The organism is Geomonas sp. Red32 (genome assembly GCF_023652955.1).
Classification (GTDB): domain Bacteria; phylum Desulfobacterota; class Desulfuromonadia; order Geobacterales; family Geobacteraceae; genus Geomonas.
In genome coordinates this window covers 38,480-54,447 of sequence record NZ_JAKLOY010000011.1, presented here as the reverse complement: position 1 = coordinate 54,447, position 15,968 = coordinate 38,480, and the positions used below count along the sequence as shown (strand labels likewise).

The window sequence follows — 15,968 nt, the reverse complement described above, 5'->3', positions numbered from 1 at the left end:
CGGAGGTGGCGATGACTGAAGAGATCAGCAACCTGTCAACGAGGCAGTGCCAACCGTGTGAGGGGGGGACGCCGCCGCTTGAGGGCGACCGGGTGGCCGGGCTGCTAGGGGAGCTCCCGGGGTGGGAGCTGCGGGGGGCGGCCATCAGCAAGGAGTTCGACTTCAAGAACTACTACCAGACCATCTCCTTCGTCAACGCAGTGGCTTGGATCGCCAACAGCCAGGGGCATCATCCCGACCTGGAGGTCTCCTATCGTCGCTGCCGGGTGAGCTATGTCACCCACGCCATCGGCGGGCTCTCCGAAAACGTCTTCATCTGCGCGGCCAAGGTGGAGGCGCTTTTCGGCTGGTAGGGGCAGGGGAGAGGATGAGCCGGGGGGGAGGCGGCAGGTGCTCCTGCCGTAGCGGGAGCGCAAGGAGAACGTCATGCACGACTGGAACGTGGTGGTAACCGTTCACGACGAAGGATATGGCAAGGCGCAGAGGATCCTCGAGCATTACGGCACAGTTAGCGCGACCGAGTTCTTCAACATCCTGGTCATGAGGGTCGCCGATCCCCGCTGGATGCTCGATCGACTCCACCGCGACGGCGAGCGGGACGAGGACCTGCTGGCGCCCCTGTCGCGGGTGATGCCGGTCTACGAGACCTTCTCTTTCCAGGATCCCCACGAGTTCGAGGGGAAGGCGCGCCAGGCGGTCGGGGCGTGGCTGGCCGGCCTGGAGGGGAAATCTTTCCATGTCCGGATGCACCGGCGGGGCTTCAAGGGGAGACTCTCCACCATGGAGGAGGAGCGCTTCCTCGACAGTTATCTGCTGGAGGCCCTCGAGATGTCGGGAAACCCCGGGAGCATCACCTTCGACGATCCCGACGCCATCATTGCGGTGGAGACCATCGGCCCCCGCGCGGGTTTCTCGCTCTGGACGCGGGAGGAGTTGGCGCGCTATCCGCTTTTGCACATGGACTGAGTAAGTGCGGCGGGCGGGAACGCCGTAACGAGGTGGCGGGCTAGGAGCTGCTTTCCGCGGAGAGGAGGCGGAAAAGAAGGTCGGGCTTGCCGTTACCGAAGAGGGCGGGGCGGTACTGCGACCAGATTGCCCGCGCCTCCGGTTTATTCCCCTGCATGAGCTGGCCGAGCATCCCCGAGGCGGCCACGTACCTGACCATCCCCCCATCAAGACCACGACCGTAGCGCAGGAGAGCGGTGGCCCGCGTGGCCATCCCGGCTCCGTCTCTTCTCCCTATCGCCTTGAACAGCTCCAGGCACTCCCTCTCGAGCGGGGTGACCCCGGCCGCGGCCCCTCCCGGCTCCAATCTTCTCCAGATGGCCTCCAGCTCGTAGGGGGTGAGGTAGGGGAGGATGTTTTCGGCGGTGACGAAAAGAGCTTCCAGTCGCTGGCGGGGACCGGTTATCTTCCCCGCCGGAAAGAATACATTTCTCACGATAACCGCCTGCTGCCGGTCGTCCTCTCCCAGCGACTCGCTACCGGGGCCGAAGCGTCCGGTGACGAGGAAATTCCGCAATACCACGGCATGGTGGGCCGCCTCGGACTTGGGGAAGGCGGCGGTAGGAGTAACCTCGGTGACGCTCTCACCGGGGCCGCGATCCGAAAGGAGCTGGGCCGCGGGAACCGGGAGTTGGGCGAAGTAAAGCAGGTTCGCCGCCGAGGCGTTCAAAAAGCGCGTCCGGGAGGCATTTTGATCCAGGACCGGGTAATAGTCTGAGTTGGCCCTCACTGCCATCGATGCCAGCAGTTTCTCCAAAAGTTTCTTATCCCCCACCTTCCTCACTTCGATATCCTGCAGGTTTTCCACATTGATTCTCTTCAGTTCCGCCGCCAGGGCGGGGTTGCCGAAAAGCCAGGCACTGGGGGGAGGCACCCGTCCGCTCTTTTTGGCGACGATCATGATGTCCCCCTGGTCGGGGGCGTAGATGACGTAGTCGGAGAAGTTCCGGGAGAGCCCCTTGAGCACCGAGCAGACCAGCTCGGTATCGATCTCGTAGAGTTGCACCCACTGGACGAAGAGGCCGTCGTCGGCGATGTGGTTGCCGATGAGCCGGTAGAATTCTTCGGAAAAGAGGCCGGAGACCCCGCTGACCCAGGGATTGGAGGGCTCGGAGATGATGATGTCGTACCTGGCATGGCGGCTGGAGAAGAAGGTCTTGGCATCGTCGATGTGGATGCGGCTGCGCGGGTCGGTGTAGACCTTCTCCACGCGGGGGCCGAACATCCTCGCCCCCTCCACCATCCCCTGCTCGATCTCCACCGTATCCACCCTCCGGATGGCGGGATTCTCCAGCAGCACCTGGGTGGTGAACCCGGATCCCAGCCCGATGGAGGCCACCGTGGCCGCCTTGGGATGGATGGCCATGGGGATGGCTCCCAGCAGGGTCATGGTGGCTTCGTCCATACCGGCGGCGCGTTCGGGGTCGGTCATGATGGTGGCGTCGGTCTTGCCGTTGGTGTTGATCCGCATCGATCCCAGGCCGTCGAGGAAGACGTCGACGGTGGCGGTCTTGCCGTCCAGGTGATAGAGGTGCCGGAATCCGGCCGGGGACAGCAGAATCCCGTGCCGGTAGACTCCGGATCCCATCTTGAAGAGGTCCAGGCGGACGAAGAAGACCGCCGCGGCGATGGCAGCCAGGGCACAGACCGTCGCCGCCCCGCGCGGGAGCCATCCGGCACCCTCACGCCCCGGGCTCCAGAGCAGGGCGATCCCCAGTCCCATGTCGAGGGCGGCCCCGCTGGTGATGACACCTTTGAGCCCCAGAAGCGGCAGCCCGACGTGGATGGCGAAGAAGACCCCGGCGATGGCTCCCACGGTGTTGGCCGCGTAGACCGCTCCGATCGATCCTTCCCCGTGCCCGTCGCGGAGCAGGACCAGGGTAATGAGCGGAAGCGTCATTCCGGCGAAGAAGGTGGCGGGAAGCATGATGGCGATGGCGATGGCGCTGCTGGAGAGGTTGAAGAGGGCGTAGCCGGTGTCGTTTTTAGCCAGGTTGTCCACCAGCCATTTCATGACCGGGAAGGTCTCCCCGTACACGACCAGCGTGGAGAGGGCGAAAAATCCCATCACGATCTGGACCTGGGCCAGGAAACGGGGAGGAGAGGAGATGCGGTCGATGAAGCGGTGGATGCAGAGCCCTCCGCAGGCGAGCCCGAAGATGAAGGCGCTCAGCATCAGCTCGAAGGCGTGGGTGGAGGTCCCCAGCACCATGCTCAGCATCCTGATCCAGCCGATCTCGTAGATGAAGGAGGCCGCGCCGGTGATGGCGGAGGCGGCCAGCAGGTAGCGGGGAAAGAGGCGGGAGGCCGGCCGGTCGATTCCCGCTTCCTTCCCGGGGGCGGCCGGTTCCTGCCGCGAGGCGAGGAGCCAGACGGCAATGGCCAGCAGGACGTTGACGCACCCGGCACTCCGCACCGTCCCGGGGAGCCCCATAGTCCGGATCATGAAGAATCCGCTGGCCAGCACCCCGGCCACCGCCCCAAGGCTGTTGGTGAAGTAGAGGAGGGCGACCGATTTGCCGGGATTTTCGGGGAAGCGGCGGAGAAGTCCCGCGCTCATCAGCGGAAAGGTCATCCCTAAAAGGATCGACTGGGGAAGGATCAGCAGGCCGGAGATCCCCCATTTGTAGATGGTGATCGCGGTGGCGCTTCCCAGGCCGGGGATGATGGAGCGGTAGGAAAGGTCGATGACCGATGTGAAGAGCTCGTGGAAGATGAGGGCGCCAAGCCCAATGGCTCCTTCCGCGACGGCGTACCCTCTTAGCAGGTTCTTCAGGCGGCCGGAGTTCCTGCTGCAGAGCCAGGAGCCGATGGCCATCCCTCCCATGAAGATGGCGAGCACCAAGGTCTGGGCGTAGGCGGCGTGCCCGAGGAACAGCTTGAGGTAATGAGTCCAGATCGATTCGTAGATGAGGCCGGAGAAGCCGGAGAGTGTGAAGAGAATGAAGAAGGTAGTACGGCGTTGAAACATGTGCATAGAAGGCTCGCATTACATAGCAAGATCCAGTTGTTTGTGTGCCGGATAATTAAGTATGGCTAAATTACGTTTATTAACACTGAATGTCAAGGAGAGTTGTCAGTGCGGCCCGGCGCACCTCGTTCACACTGCCAGTCAACGGCTCTGGCCGGTCAACGCCTCTGCCAGTTGACGCCTCTGCCAGGGCGCTCACTCTGCCAGCCGTTCGCCGTTCTCTTCTTCCGGTGGTGCGGGGTAGGTTATGCGGTGGCCGTCGACGGCGGCGAGGGGGGAGAGGTGGTGCGGTTTGATGGTTCCCGATGGGAAAACGTCGAGCACCTCGATACCGCGGACGAGGAGGGCGTCTCCGATCAGCGAGCGGTGGCAGCGCCAGGGAACCGCCTCCGCGCACATGATGGCCACTGTCCGCTTCCCGGCCCAGGCGATGAGCTCCTCGAGCCCTGCCGCGAACTCGGGAGTCTGCATGTAATCGGCGAAGCCGCGGAAGGAGGCGTTGTGCCATCCTGCATTGCGGGGATCGTCCTTCATGTGGCGGCGGAGCCCGCCCAGATCCTTCAGGTGCCGGTATTTTATCCGGCGAACCCTCAGGTACGGGCTGAGGGTCTCCTTGTTGAACTGCGGGTTGTGCAGGGAGCGCGGGATAGCCCTCACGTCGGCAACCATGTCGATCCCCGTCGTTTTCAGCAGATCGAGAAAGGAGTCGAGATCCATCGTCGAGTGTCCCACCGTATAGACCACCAGTCCCGAGCCCTGCCTGGCCGCTGCCTCGCCGTTTTTCGTCGCGCTCTGCCGGGGCATTTTCGATCACCTCCGAGACTCGCCGCTACTCCAGCCTTATTGTAACGCCGCAGCCCCGGGGCCGGCACCAGCTCTCTTCGGTGTGGCCCCGAGGCCGGGGCTACCACTTGAAGGCGGCCATGGAGAGGGCGCCGTAGGTGTAACCGTCGTGAAGGAGCTCTCCTTTTTCCCCGGCACCCATGGCGACGAAGATCGGCAGAAAGTGCTCCGGGGTGGGGTGGTTGCGGATGGCCTGCGGTGCCCGCAGCTGGTAGTCGAGGAGCTCGTCCCGCCGGTTGTTTATCACCGCATCTTTCAGCCATTCCGTGAACTCGCTGGCGTAGGGGAGGGGGGGCTCGTCGAGGGCCCTGCCGAAGAAATCCCGCAGGTTGTGGGTGGCTGCCCCGCTGGCCAGGATGAGAATCCCTTCCTCCCGTAAAGGTGCCAGCGCCTTCCCCATGGCGAGATGGTGATCCGGCGCGAGGTGCGGCTGGACCGAGAGCTGGATCACCGGGATGTCCGCCTCGGGGTACATCAGCATGAGCGGCGCCCATGCCCCGTGGTCGTAGCCTCGCGAGCTGTCCTTGCCTCCGGCGATCCCCTCCTGGCCCAGCAGGGAAAGAACCTTACCGGCCAGCAGCGGGTCCCCTGGTGCCGGATAGACGAGGGTATAGAGTTCATCCGCGAAGCCGCCGAAGTCGTAGATGGTGCCCGGGTGCGGGTTGATGGTGACCCGTGGTTCGGTGGTGGTCCAATGGGCCGACACCGACACGATCCCTTTGGGGCGGCCGATCTCTTTCCCGAGTCCGCGCAAAAAGTCGCGGGTCGGGCAATCCTCGATGATCAGGCTCGGTGCGCCGTGCGAAATAAAGATGGCTGGCATTTTCCCCGACATGTGTTCCTCCTCGTCCCGTTTTCTCCACGGGAGCTTTTCCTACCCGAACAGATGCACCCGCGGCGCCAGGGGGAGGTACTCTTTCTGGCTGGGCGCGTCGACCGGTTTGCCGAACGGCATCTGGGCGATCAGTTTCCACGTGGGATCGATCCCCCATGCGGCCTTGACCGCGTCGTCGATGACCGGGTTGTAGTGCTGGAGCGAGGCGCCCCATCCTTCCGCTTCGAGGGCGGTCCAGACGGCGTACTGCAACATCCCCGACGACTGCTGGGACCAGACCGGGAAGTTATCCCGGTAGAGGGGGAAGCGCTGCTGGAGCCCTTCGACCACCGTGCAGTCCTCGAAGTAGAGGATGGAGCCGTAGCCGCTTCTGAATGCTCCGTCGATCTTTTCCTCGGTAGCCTGGAAACCCTCGGCGGGGACGATCTTCCTCAACTCCTCCTTGGTCAGGTCCCAAAGCCTCCGGTGCTGTTCACCCAGGAGAACCACCACCCGGGCGCTTTGCGAGTTGAACGAGGAAGGAACGTGCTTCACTGCCTCGTTGACGATCTCCTCGATTCTCTCATCTCTGGTGACCTGCTCGTTGCTGATTGCGTAGTGACTTCTTCTATTGCGAATGGCATCCCAGTACAGGGCGTTCATGGTAACTTCCTCCTCTGTTTCTGACTTTCGACTCCTCTTCCGCTCTCTATGCGAGCTGCCCGCTAGACGGAACGGTAAGGGAAACTCTTTGATTGCTGTTCCGGGTGACTCTCTTCTCCAGGCTGCGCAGCAGGTGATAGGAGATTCCCCACAGTGGTTGCCGTTTGCCGACATCGACCGCCGGGAATGTCCTCAACCGTTCACGGAAGACGCAACGCACTTCCGTCAGGCGTGCAGGATTGCGGATCTCATCGATGGGAAACCAGAAGGCGTCGGCGATTTCCTCGGGATCGGGAGTCAATTCCGACCGGTGGCCAATGGCATACACGAAACCGGAGACCACGATCTTCATCCCGGCTGGAGCGAAGTCGCTCAGGCGTCCAAGGTAGGAGGCCGCTCCCAGGTCGAGGCCGGTTTCTTCGCGGGTTTCCCGCCGCGCGGTCTGCTGGGGGCAATCGTCGACCGTTTCTCTTCTTCCCCCGGGGAAGGCAATCTGCCCCGACCAATAGTCGTTTTCGTTGGTGGCACGTTCGATCAAAAGGAGGTTCAACCCCTTTGCCGTCTCCTCCAGCACCAGGGCAACCGCTGCGTGGGTGCGTTCCCCCGGTTCGATGGTCCGGTAGGGGTGGATATCGAGCGCCTTTTGTATCTGCCGAAGCTGTCCCATGGCTTTCTCCTGCACCGCAGGGGCCGGGAGGATCGCTCCCCCCGGCCACCTCCCGTTTGCTTACTTCCTGATCATTTCCGCTTCCAGGGTGATGGTGACTTCGTCGCCGACCGCTACCCCGCCGGTCTCGAGGGCGGCATTCCAGACCAGGCCGAAATCCTTGCGGTTGATCTTGGCGGTGGCGGTGGCGCCTTTGCGGATGTTACCCCACGGGTCCTTGCTCTCTGCCGACGGACCTTCCACGTCCAGGACGACTTCCTTGGTGATGCCGTGCAGGGTCAGGTAGCCGGTTACTTTCAGCTTGTTCTTCCCAGCCTTGGCCACCTTCTTGGAGACGAAGGTCATGGTCGGGTACTTGGCGACGTCGAAGAAGTCCGCGCTTCTCAGGTGGGCGTCACGCTTTTGGACGTTGGTGTTGATCGAGTTGGTGTCGATGCTCACCTGCACGCTCGACTTGGTGACGTCCTTGTCGTTGATGTCGATGGTACCGGTGAACTTCTCGAAGTTCCCTTTCACGTTGGAGACCATCAGGTGGCGGACCTTGAAGCCGACGTTGGAGTGGTCGGGGTCAAGGCTCCAGGTGGAGGCGAGGGCGAGGCCCGGGATGGAGAGAGCGATCAGAGTGGCGATGGATGCGATGGTGCGTTTCATTGTTAGGCTCCTTTCTTTTTAAGGTTTGATGGTTTAATGTCGAAGTAATTGGGCAAAAAATACGCTGCTGTTAGCTTGCTTCCGGTACTCCTCCTTTCAGTCCCAGCTTCTTGCATAGTTCTCCCAGCGTTTCCTGCTCCTCTTCGCTCAGGATGGACATCTCGGCGACGATGGCCGCCTCGACGTCGGCAAAGACCCTGGTGATGAGGCCGGTACCCGCCTCGGTGAGGTGGATGGTCAGGAAACGGCGGTCTTCGGTGTCGCGTACCCGGCGGACCAGGCCGCTTTTTTCCAGGTTGTCGATGACCAGCGTCATGTTGCCGGTGCTCTTCAGTATCTTGGCGGCGATGTCCCGCTGGCAGAGCGGCCCTTTGTGAAACAGCGCCTCCAGTACCCCGAACTGGCTCACCGTGAGGTTGGCTCCCGTCATCACCCGGCTGGTCCGGGCGGTGACCGATTCGGCTGCCCTCATCAGCTTGGTGTAGGTATTAAGGGCGCGGTATGTTGAACTCTGCTTGGTCATCGTCAGCCTCTTTGCTTGACGTCATATCGTTTGATATAAAACTATCTCTCCGCGGGGCGGTTGTCAACCCGTTTTTTTTGGTGGGGAAGTTTCTTCCCGCTATCCCGTTCCGTGAACGAGTATTGACATAGCATTTGGCGGAGTTAACCTTGAGTCAAACGGTCTCTGTATTAATGCATTCTCCTCGCCGCACCGGATTGGCTCAGGCGCTACTTACTGCGGACAGCGTCTCAAAGTCCTCTGTCATAGGGTTCACGCCCTCCCTTTCATTCATCGCAGCGTTTCCACCTCATTCACCATTTCCAGACCCAATCTATTCAGTGTGACTGGCACCACGTTTCGGTAAGGTTCGCTGTGCCTTCACCAGCCTGCCGGTGACTGCAGTGGCCGGGCATGGCTTCGCTTCGAACGTGAGTACCGGCAGCTAGGAGCGGAGGTGCGAGATGAGACGGTTAGCGTATGAGGTTTGCTTGCTCTTCGTGACAGCAGTTCTCGTGGCAGGATGCGGCGGCGGGGGAGGCGGAGGCGCCGCCACCGAGGCACCGGCCATCACCTACTCGGGGCTCACCACACCCGCCGCGGTGAATGCCGCCAACGCCGGCCACTTCTTCGCCATCATCTGGAACGGCGGCGCTTCCGCCCAGGGACCGGCCCAAGCCAAGGCTGCCAATGGTGCGGCCCCCGCAGGCAAAGAGCGGGAGGCGATCTCCTCCCTGGCAGGGAAAAGTGTCCGGCAGCAGTGGCGCGCCGCCAAGGCGATCCCCGCCAGCTGGCACAGCATCAGGAATGCGGTACCCATCAACGAGACGATTCCGGGGACGGTGAGCGGTACCTTGCAGATCACCGGCAGCCTCGACGACAGCACGGGGACCGGCCGCCTTTCGATGTCCTACCGCCAGTTCAACGACGGCGACGGTTACACCTACGACGGCGTTACCGTGGTCGTGATCGCTGCCTATAACCCCGCCCTCGGAGCGATCAGCGACGGCACCCTCACCACCAATCTGCTGAGAGCCAGGTCGGACACCACCGATATCTCCATCAGCGGGACGCTCAGGATGCAGGCCGACCAGTTGAGCAGCACACAAACGTTGACCCTCAATCTGAGCGGTCAGGACAATCTCTCACAGGAAGGGTTCAAGTTCGAGAATTTCATCCAGGCCGATACCGCCGATAACTGGTGGAATCCGGGGGTAATCTCGGAAACGATGCAGGGACGGTGCTATCTCTCCACCTTCGGGTACGTGGAGGTCAGCACCCCCGTCGCCTACAGCTATTCCGGCGTCAGATCCTATCCCACTTCCGGGGGGCCGCTAGTGATGCGCGGGGCACAGAATTCCAGCGCCAGGATCACGCCGCTTTCCACAACCTTCATGAAGCTCGAAGTCGATGCCGACGGCAACGATACCTACGAATCGAAATACTCCTATGTCTGGAACGATCTCGATGGCGGCCCGGTGACCGCTCCCCCGGTTGCCAGTGCGGGGCCGGACCTCCAGGCGGGAACCGGTGACACCGTTACCCTTGATGGGGGAGGGAGCAGCGACCTCCTCGCGTACCCGATCACCTTCAACTGGACCATCGCCTCCAAGCCGGCGGGAAGCACGGCCGCCCTGGAGAATCCGGCCTCCGCGACCCCGTCGTTTTTCGTAGACCTCCCGGGGACCTATACCGTTACCCTCGTCGTTAACAACGGGCTCGTCGACGGGGCTCCCGACCAAGTGGTCATCACCGCCTCCGGTCCTCCCAACTCCAACCTCTTCAGGCCCTACGTCAAGTTCCCGGTCGGCTCGGATCCCCGCTCCATCGCCATCGGCGACCTCAACGGCGACGGCAGAAACGACGTGGTGCTAGCAACGGGCTCCTATTTCGATCCCGACAACGACTATAGGATTTTCGTCTTCCTGCAGAATTCGGCAGGCGGGTTCGACGCGCCGGTCAAATATCCGGGCGGCAACGGGAACTCCATTGCCGTGGCGGACCTGAACAACGACGGCAGGCAGGATGTCGTCTTCACCACCGACAACGGGATCGGGGTCATGTACCAGAACGCGGCCGGCACCCTCGATCCGATGGTCTTCTACGCCTCCAATCACCAAAGCTTCAGCAATGCCTATAAGCTCAAGACCGGCGACTTCAACCATGACGGCAGGACCGACGTCGTCTCAATCGATTGGGGGACCCAGTCCCAGGACGTCGACGTCTACCTCCAAAATAGCGGCGGGACCCTCAACACCCCGGTCACCTACACGGTATCGCACGGAGGGTGGGACAAGCTCGCGGTGGGGGATGTCAACGGCGACGGGATGACCGACATCGTGGTGATGAGCGGGCAGTTGCTCCTCCCGAGCGTCGGCGTCCTTATCCAGCGAACCGACGGCACGTTCGCCCCGGCTGTCTACCATTCGGTGGAGGGGAATCAACTCACCAGCGGGGTCGCCGTCGGCGACGTCACCGGCGATTCCTTGCAGGACATCGTACTCGTCTACGGAGGAAACGCCGGGCGGCTTGCCGTCTTCCCGCAGAACTCGGATACCGTCATCGTCTATCCCAGTTATGACTCCCCGGATGCCATGGCGATTGCCGATCTCAACGCCGACGGAAGAAACGATATCGCCGTCATTCATACCGGGTGGATCAAGGCCGGGGTCTACCTCCAAAACGCTGCCGGAGCCCTCGGGACCGAGGAGCTCTATCCCTTGCCCTATGCCCCCCGGGACCTCGCCATAGGCGATGTCAACGGAGACGGCCGCCCCGACCTCGTCATCCCGGCCTTCAGCGACGGCCTGGTCGTTCTCTATCACCGCTGACCTCTCACCGGCCGCCGGCCTCCTGCCCCTGTCCCGTCACCGCGGGCGGGTGCAGGAGGCCGGCGGCCGCGTCTGATTCTCCGAAAGCTTGGGCGACGGTGCCACTTTCGTTGGCACCTGCCTTCAGCTTGGCGAGTTCCGCGACTACTTCATCTCTTTACCTCGAAATAAAAATCTTGTCATTTCGATCGCTTCGGAGTGATCCCCCCTCGCGTATCCGCCTTGGCATGCGTTATGTAAATGGGTAAACAGCGTATCGCGTGCCGCCCGGCGGCGTTGCCGGTGTGGGATGGACGGAGATTGTCTTGGGCACTGTTTTCGAAAGCAGTGCCGCGTTTTGATCTGAGGAAGCAGGCCGGCAGCGGTGCCGGTCCTCAAAGTGGCCGAGACCGGGGCCTTTGGCGTCCGGTCCGGCAAGAGAGTACTGTCGATCTCAAAGGAGAAAGCCATGAAAGTCGCGTTTGCAACCTCCACCGGCACCCTGGTCGATGAGGAGTTCAGGAATTCGCGCAGCTTCACCGTCTGGCACATCGGGCCCCGCGAGGCCTATTTCGTCAACCAGGTCACCATTGAACCGGAGGCGGCCACCGAGGAGGGGAGGCTCGCCGCCAGGGCCACCGTCCTCGCCGGCTGCGCCATCGTTTGCAGCAGGCACATCAACGTCCCCGCTGCCGCCAAACTGGCCGCCCGGGGGATCCACCCGATGAGAACCGGCTCTCCGGTACAGGTGGAGGAGATCATCGGCCAGTTGCAATCAGTCCTGAAAAAGAACCCTCCACCCTGGATGGGCAGGGCTGATTCGAGGGAGCGGTTCAGATAGGGCGACCCGTACGGCACCAAAGAAAAAGGGGACATCGATGGCGATGTCCCCTTTGCCGTTTCAGGGCTGTGCGTCATGCCGTCACCACGAGGGGGGACGGATCTCCACGATGCTCAGGTTGTACATGTGGCCGGTAGGCGCGGTGTCGTTGATAGTCACCGCGGTACCCGCCGCCGGGGTAGTGCCGTTTTGGCGCTGCACCCAGTAGGTATCCTGGGTGGCGGCCGAGACGAACTGGTGCACCATCGTCTGTCCGGATCCCAGTGTCCTGCTGACCGCACCGGCCCAGTCGTTGCCGGTACCGAAGACCCAGGAGTTCGCGCGGGTGGTGACCAAGGTGGCGGTCGGCCCCCCGGAGGACGCGCTGCCGCTGGCGGCCGCCCCGATGGCGTCGGAGCCCTGGGCGGTGCCGGTGAAGGAGAGCACGGTGAGCGAGCGCGAGGAGACGTTCTGGCTGAGGGTGGCCGTCACCGTCCCGGAGAAGGTGCCGGCCGCGTAGGCCCACCAGATTTCGGCCGTTCCGAACTGCGCGTTGGTGACGACGGCGCGGGTCCAGGTTAGCGGAGTCCCGCTGTTGCTGACACCGGTGACCGTCGTGTTGGCCCCGGTGCCGGTGGAGCTCGAGGTGACGAAAGCGGTCAGCAACTGGTTCGCGGAAGAGGTGGCCAGTGCCGGCGAGGTGATGGTGCTGCCGGTGGTCCCCAGGTCCTGCGATACGCTGGCGTCAATGGCAATGCTCGGCAAGGCGGTCACGGTGATGGAGAGGGAGGTGCCGATGACGGTCCCCTTCCCGTCCTTCAGCTGGACCGTGAAGTTGCCCGTGCCGGGGGAGGAGGGGACCCCCGAGATGACGCCGGTCGAGGGGGTGAGGGTCAGGCCGGCGGGGAGAGCGCCGGTGGTCACCGACCAGCTGTAGGGGGATGTCCCGCCGGTGCCGAGCAGGGTCTGCTGATAGGAGGTGCCGACCGAACCCGAGGGGAGCGAGGTGGTGGTGATCGTCAGCGCGTGGTCCTTGGTGGGAATGGGATCGTTCGGGCCGGGGATCTGCTGGTACGGGCCGTTGGGGACCCGCTGCCATACCCTGATGTAGTCGAGGTACATGTAATTGGGGAAGACGGTGTTGCCGTCGGGAGGGCCGCCCCAGTATCCGCCGATGGCGAGGTTGGCGATCAGGTACATGGGGATGGCGGGAACGTTGGAATTGCCGGTAATGCCGTAGACCGGCTCTCCGTCGAGATACCAGACGATGGAGCCCGGCTCCCAGTCAACCGCATAGACATGGAAGCCGGTTCTCGTGAGGTCGGGTCCCGTGAAGGTTTCCGTTACGCTCTCGGGGCTCGAGCTCGTGCCGTAGTGCAGCGACATGTACAGGGTGCTCGGCGACGACGAGAGCACCTCCATGACATCGATCTCCGGCGGCCACTGGCCGTTGACCGGCAGCAGCCAGAAGGCGGGCCAGAAACCGTTGCCGCTCGGCAGGCTCGCCCGCATCTCGAAGTATCCGTAGGTCTGGGAGAAGACCATCGAGTTGTTGAGCTCGCCGGAGGTGTAGTTGTAGGTGCGGCCGTCGGGGAGCGTGCGGGTCACGCGGGCGGCGATGATCTTCAGCTGGCCGTTGGCCTCCACGAAGGCGTCGTCGGCATACCCCTGGAGCTCGCCGCTGTCGGTATAGTTGCGGATCCCTCCCGGGTAGGTGGTCATCCAGGTGGAGGTGTCGAGGGCGCTTCCGTTGAACTCGTCACTGAAGGTGAGCTGCCATCCCATCTGGGTGATGGCGACCGGCGCGCTCTTGCCGAGGGAGACGTTCCCCGCTCCATCCTTGGCCCAGCCGTACAGGGTCTTGTTCCCCGTGGTGGCGAAGGTGTAGCTGGCCGGAGCGCTGGCGCTCCACCCGGTGGCGGTTGGCGAGGGGGGCGTGGAGCTTTCGTTCACCTGGTATCCCGTCACCCTGACGTTGTCGGTGGCAACGAGCGATAGGCCGGTCACGGTGAGCGAGCCGGAGGTTGAGGGGACCGTGAAGGAGGTTATCACCGGCGGCGTGAGATCGACGATGACGCTGCCGCTCCTGCTGCTCGAGACGTTCCCCGCCGTGTCCCTCGCCCACGCGTAGAGGACCTTGCTGCCGGCGGTGGCGAAGGTGTAGGTGGTGGGGGCGGTGGACCTCCAGCCGCTGGCGCCTGCGGAGGGGCGCGGCGAACTCTCGGTCAGCATGTAGCCGTTGACGCGGTACCTGCTGGTGGCGGTGACCACGATCCCGGTGACGGTAAGGGAGCCGGAGTAGGCGGGGAGCGAAAACGAGGTGACCCTGACGTAGGACATAGGCAGCGGAGCCGACACCGCCGTGGTGACGGTTCCCCCGCCGGGGCCGAGGCAGAGCAGCACCAGGGCGGCGGCGAGTAACGGCAAGAGGTGACGGGGGCTTGCTGATTTCCTGCGCGTGCGTGTTTCGGCCAGCTGTCGCATGGACGAACCTCCTTGAAAATGGTGCTGCCGGGTGCAGTGCCAGTCAGTTTTGGAGGTGTAGAGCCAGTACGTGATGTATTCAGGAAGGTAATGAAATGGTAAAAGGAGGATTAGGCCGAGGAGTTAGGAAAGGAATTCAGGTCGTACAATGGATGAGTTCTCGCGGAGCATGACACAATCGCAGTCATAACGACTTATGCCGGTGCGTCAACTGTGACAAAGCCGTCGCAATGAACCCTCTCGGACTGTCATTGCGACAAGGGTATCACTGGTTCATCCACTTTCAAGGCCGTGCTGGTCTTTCCAGCTGACAAAGCTTAGCTTCGGGAGAGCAGCGTCCTTACTGCCTGGTAGATTTCACGTGCTTCGAAGGGCTTTTTGACGACCGCCTTGGCGCCGACCTTCACCACCGCATCGGTGTCGCTTGCGCAGTCCGAGGCGCTGCTGGTGATGATGTTGGCGTTTTTGTCGAGGGCCATGATCTCCCTGGTGGCGTCGATGCCGTTTTTCTCCGGCATGTAGAGGTCCATGATAGTTATGTGCGGGCGGTGGGCGAGGTACTGCCGCACGGCATCCCGCCCATCGGCCGCCTCGGCGACTACCGTGAACCCGATGGCATCGATGGTTTGCCGTAAGGAGCTGCGGAAGAAAGCCTCGTCATCAACAATCAAAACGCGTACGTCCTTGAGGGCCATGGAAATCTCCTTGCATTGCGCTACAGCCAGCAGTCAATCCTTCATCATCTCCGGCCGCACCTCCCGCTTGACGGGGCGCGGGTACGGGTCCTCCGCGTCGTTTTGAAGGTTGCCCCCTTAGCTGTCACCGCTGCGGGCGGTCATAACTAACAGGATGGCACCTTTCCCTACCTGACTCAAGCCGGTACCAGGGCCCGTTGAACACCTCAAACGACTGAAGTTGAGAGGGCCGGGCGGGGCATCGTCACTCAATAGGGGTAAAGCGGGGAGGGAGTCAAAGAGCATTTTCTTCTGGAACGTAGGATTTTATAGAATCTATCGGTCTCTTCAATATTGCAGGATCTGCATATAGCACAGCAGCAATGCGAATTCAAATACAATTTACTATCGTTTACTGATTAAAAAATGGTCAGAGAGTGCTGAGCGGGCCAGGCAGACGTATTTGAAGCGCTATAAAGAACATCCGTTGGCTGGAAAAATGTGAAACTGATAACGAAAAAGCTCAAGGAACGCTGGGCGGCAGGCGAGGGACCGCAGGGGCTCCGCCTAGGGACGCTCTTTGCCGTTTCGCCCTTACCGGAGAGGTGGCCGCCGGGAAGGTGGGGCTATGGCTGGCCGAGCTTCCGGGGTGCCTGACGGCGCTATTGCGGCGGCGCGACCGCCTCGGAGGCGATGGTCGTATTGAAACTCTGCGTCCACTTCGAGCCGCCGTCTCCCCCGTCACTGCCCGAGTAGCAATAGGTAAACTGCAGAATATCCCCGGGCTCGATGAGGAGGGGGAGTTTAACGGCAAAGGGGGCGAGCTCGTCCTGGCGAAGCTGATGCGGTGTGATGTAGCAGACGGCGCGGGCCCGAACGCTGCCGTCGGGGCCGGCGGCGGCCACCCAGAGTTCGATTCCTTCCATGAAGGCGTAACGGAGGTTCTTCAGGATCCCGTCGACCACGGTTTCGTTTTCCGACCGCCGGAGTTCCCAGGCGAGTGCCATGTCGAACTGCTCGTAGCGATAGGGAAGGGTGTTGAAGCGTTCGCGGCTCACTTCAAC

General features: G+C 62.4%; 14 protein-coding genes. 4 read left to right on the top strand and 10 right to left on the bottom strand.

Annotated features, from left to right (window positions below):
• Window positions 1-11 precede the first annotated feature (11 nt).
• Both L4X63_RS21440 and L4X63_RS21435 read left to right on the top strand, forming a co-directional pair.
• Window positions 12-353, top strand: coding sequence for a 4a-hydroxytetrahydrobiopterin dehydratase (locus tag L4X63_RS21440; protein WP_250680710.1), 342 nt, complete (start codon window positions 12-14; stop codon window positions 351-353).
• 73 nt (window positions 354-426) lie between these two features.
• The gene (locus L4X63_RS21435) at window positions 427-966 is read left to right on the top strand and encodes a THUMP domain-containing protein (RefSeq protein WP_250680709.1); all 540 of its coding nucleotides are present in this window, start codon (window positions 427-429) and stop codon (window positions 964-966) included.
• A 40-nt stretch (window positions 967-1,006) separates the two neighbouring features.
• On the opposite strand, the gene L4X63_RS21430 is transcribed toward L4X63_RS21435, so the two are convergent.
• The 7 genes from L4X63_RS21430 to L4X63_RS21400 form a co-directional block, all read right to left on the bottom strand.
• Window positions 1,007-3,982 carry a spermine/spermidine synthase domain-containing protein gene (locus L4X63_RS21430; protein ID WP_250680708.1) on the bottom strand — a complete coding sequence of 992 codons (2,976 nt, stop codon included), beginning with the start codon at window positions 3,980-3,982 and terminating at the stop codon, window positions 1,007-1,009.
• A gap of 189 nt (window positions 3,983-4,171) precedes the next feature.
• Window positions 4,172-4,780, bottom strand: coding sequence for a DUF488 domain-containing protein (locus tag L4X63_RS21425; RefSeq protein WP_250680707.1), 609 nt, complete (start codon window positions 4,778-4,780; stop codon window positions 4,172-4,174).
• A 100-nt stretch (window positions 4,781-4,880) separates the two neighbouring features.
• On the bottom strand, window positions 4,881-5,654 hold the full coding sequence (locus L4X63_RS21420) for a DODA-type extradiol aromatic ring-opening family dioxygenase (RefSeq protein ID WP_250680706.1): 774 nt from the start codon (window positions 5,652-5,654) through the stop codon (window positions 4,881-4,883).
• A gap of 39 nt (window positions 5,655-5,693) precedes the next feature.
• Window positions 5,694-6,296 carry a nitroreductase family protein gene (locus L4X63_RS21415; protein WP_250680705.1) on the bottom strand — a complete coding sequence of 201 codons (603 nt, stop codon included), beginning with the start codon at window positions 6,294-6,296 and terminating at the stop codon, window positions 5,694-5,696.
• 46 nt (window positions 6,297-6,342) lie between these two features.
• Window positions 6,343-6,963 (bottom strand): NUDIX hydrolase, encoded by a 621-nt coding sequence (locus L4X63_RS21410; protein ID WP_250680704.1) that lies wholly within the window; start codon window positions 6,961-6,963, stop codon window positions 6,343-6,345.
• A 60-nt stretch (window positions 6,964-7,023) separates the two neighbouring features.
• Window positions 7,024-7,614, bottom strand: a complete 591-nt coding sequence (locus L4X63_RS21405) for a YceI family protein (protein WP_250680703.1) — start codon at window positions 7,612-7,614, stop codon at window positions 7,024-7,026.
• 70 nt (window positions 7,615-7,684) lie between these two features.
• Window positions 7,685-8,137, bottom strand: coding sequence for a MarR family winged helix-turn-helix transcriptional regulator (locus L4X63_RS21400; RefSeq protein WP_250680702.1), 453 nt, complete (start codon window positions 8,135-8,137; stop codon window positions 7,685-7,687).
• A gap of 479 nt (window positions 8,138-8,616) precedes the next feature.
• Here L4X63_RS21400 and L4X63_RS23975 point away from each other — a divergent pair, with 479 nt between their 5' ends.
• On the top strand, window positions 8,617-10,947 hold the full coding sequence (locus L4X63_RS23975; protein ID WP_250680701.1) for an FG-GAP repeat domain-containing protein: 2,331 nt from the start codon (window positions 8,617-8,619) through the stop codon (window positions 10,945-10,947).
• A gap of 448 nt (window positions 10,948-11,395) precedes the next feature.
• Window positions 11,396-11,767 carry a NifB/NifX family molybdenum-iron cluster-binding protein gene (locus L4X63_RS21390; protein WP_250680700.1) on the top strand — a complete coding sequence of 124 codons (372 nt, stop codon included), beginning with the start codon at window positions 11,396-11,398 and terminating at the stop codon, window positions 11,765-11,767.
• Window positions 11,768-11,848: 81 nt separating this feature from the next.
• Here L4X63_RS21390 and L4X63_RS21385 read toward each other — a convergent pair whose 3' ends face one another.
• From L4X63_RS21385 to L4X63_RS21375, 3 genes are all read right to left on the bottom strand, one after another.
• Complete coding sequence (locus L4X63_RS21385) at window positions 11,849-14,173, bottom strand: family 16 glycosylhydrolase (protein ID WP_250680699.1); 2,325 nt, start codon at window positions 14,171-14,173, stop codon at window positions 11,849-11,851.
• A gap of 374 nt (window positions 14,174-14,547) precedes the next feature.
• Complete coding sequence (locus tag L4X63_RS21380; protein WP_250680698.1) at window positions 14,548-14,925, bottom strand: response regulator; 378 nt, start codon at window positions 14,923-14,925, stop codon at window positions 14,548-14,550.
• A 641-nt stretch (window positions 14,926-15,566) separates the two neighbouring features.
• The gene (locus L4X63_RS21375) at window positions 15,567-15,962 is read right to left on the bottom strand and encodes a hypothetical protein (protein WP_250680697.1); all 396 of its coding nucleotides are present in this window, start codon (window positions 15,960-15,962) and stop codon (window positions 15,567-15,569) included.
• Window positions 15,963-15,968: the final 6 nt, after the last annotated feature.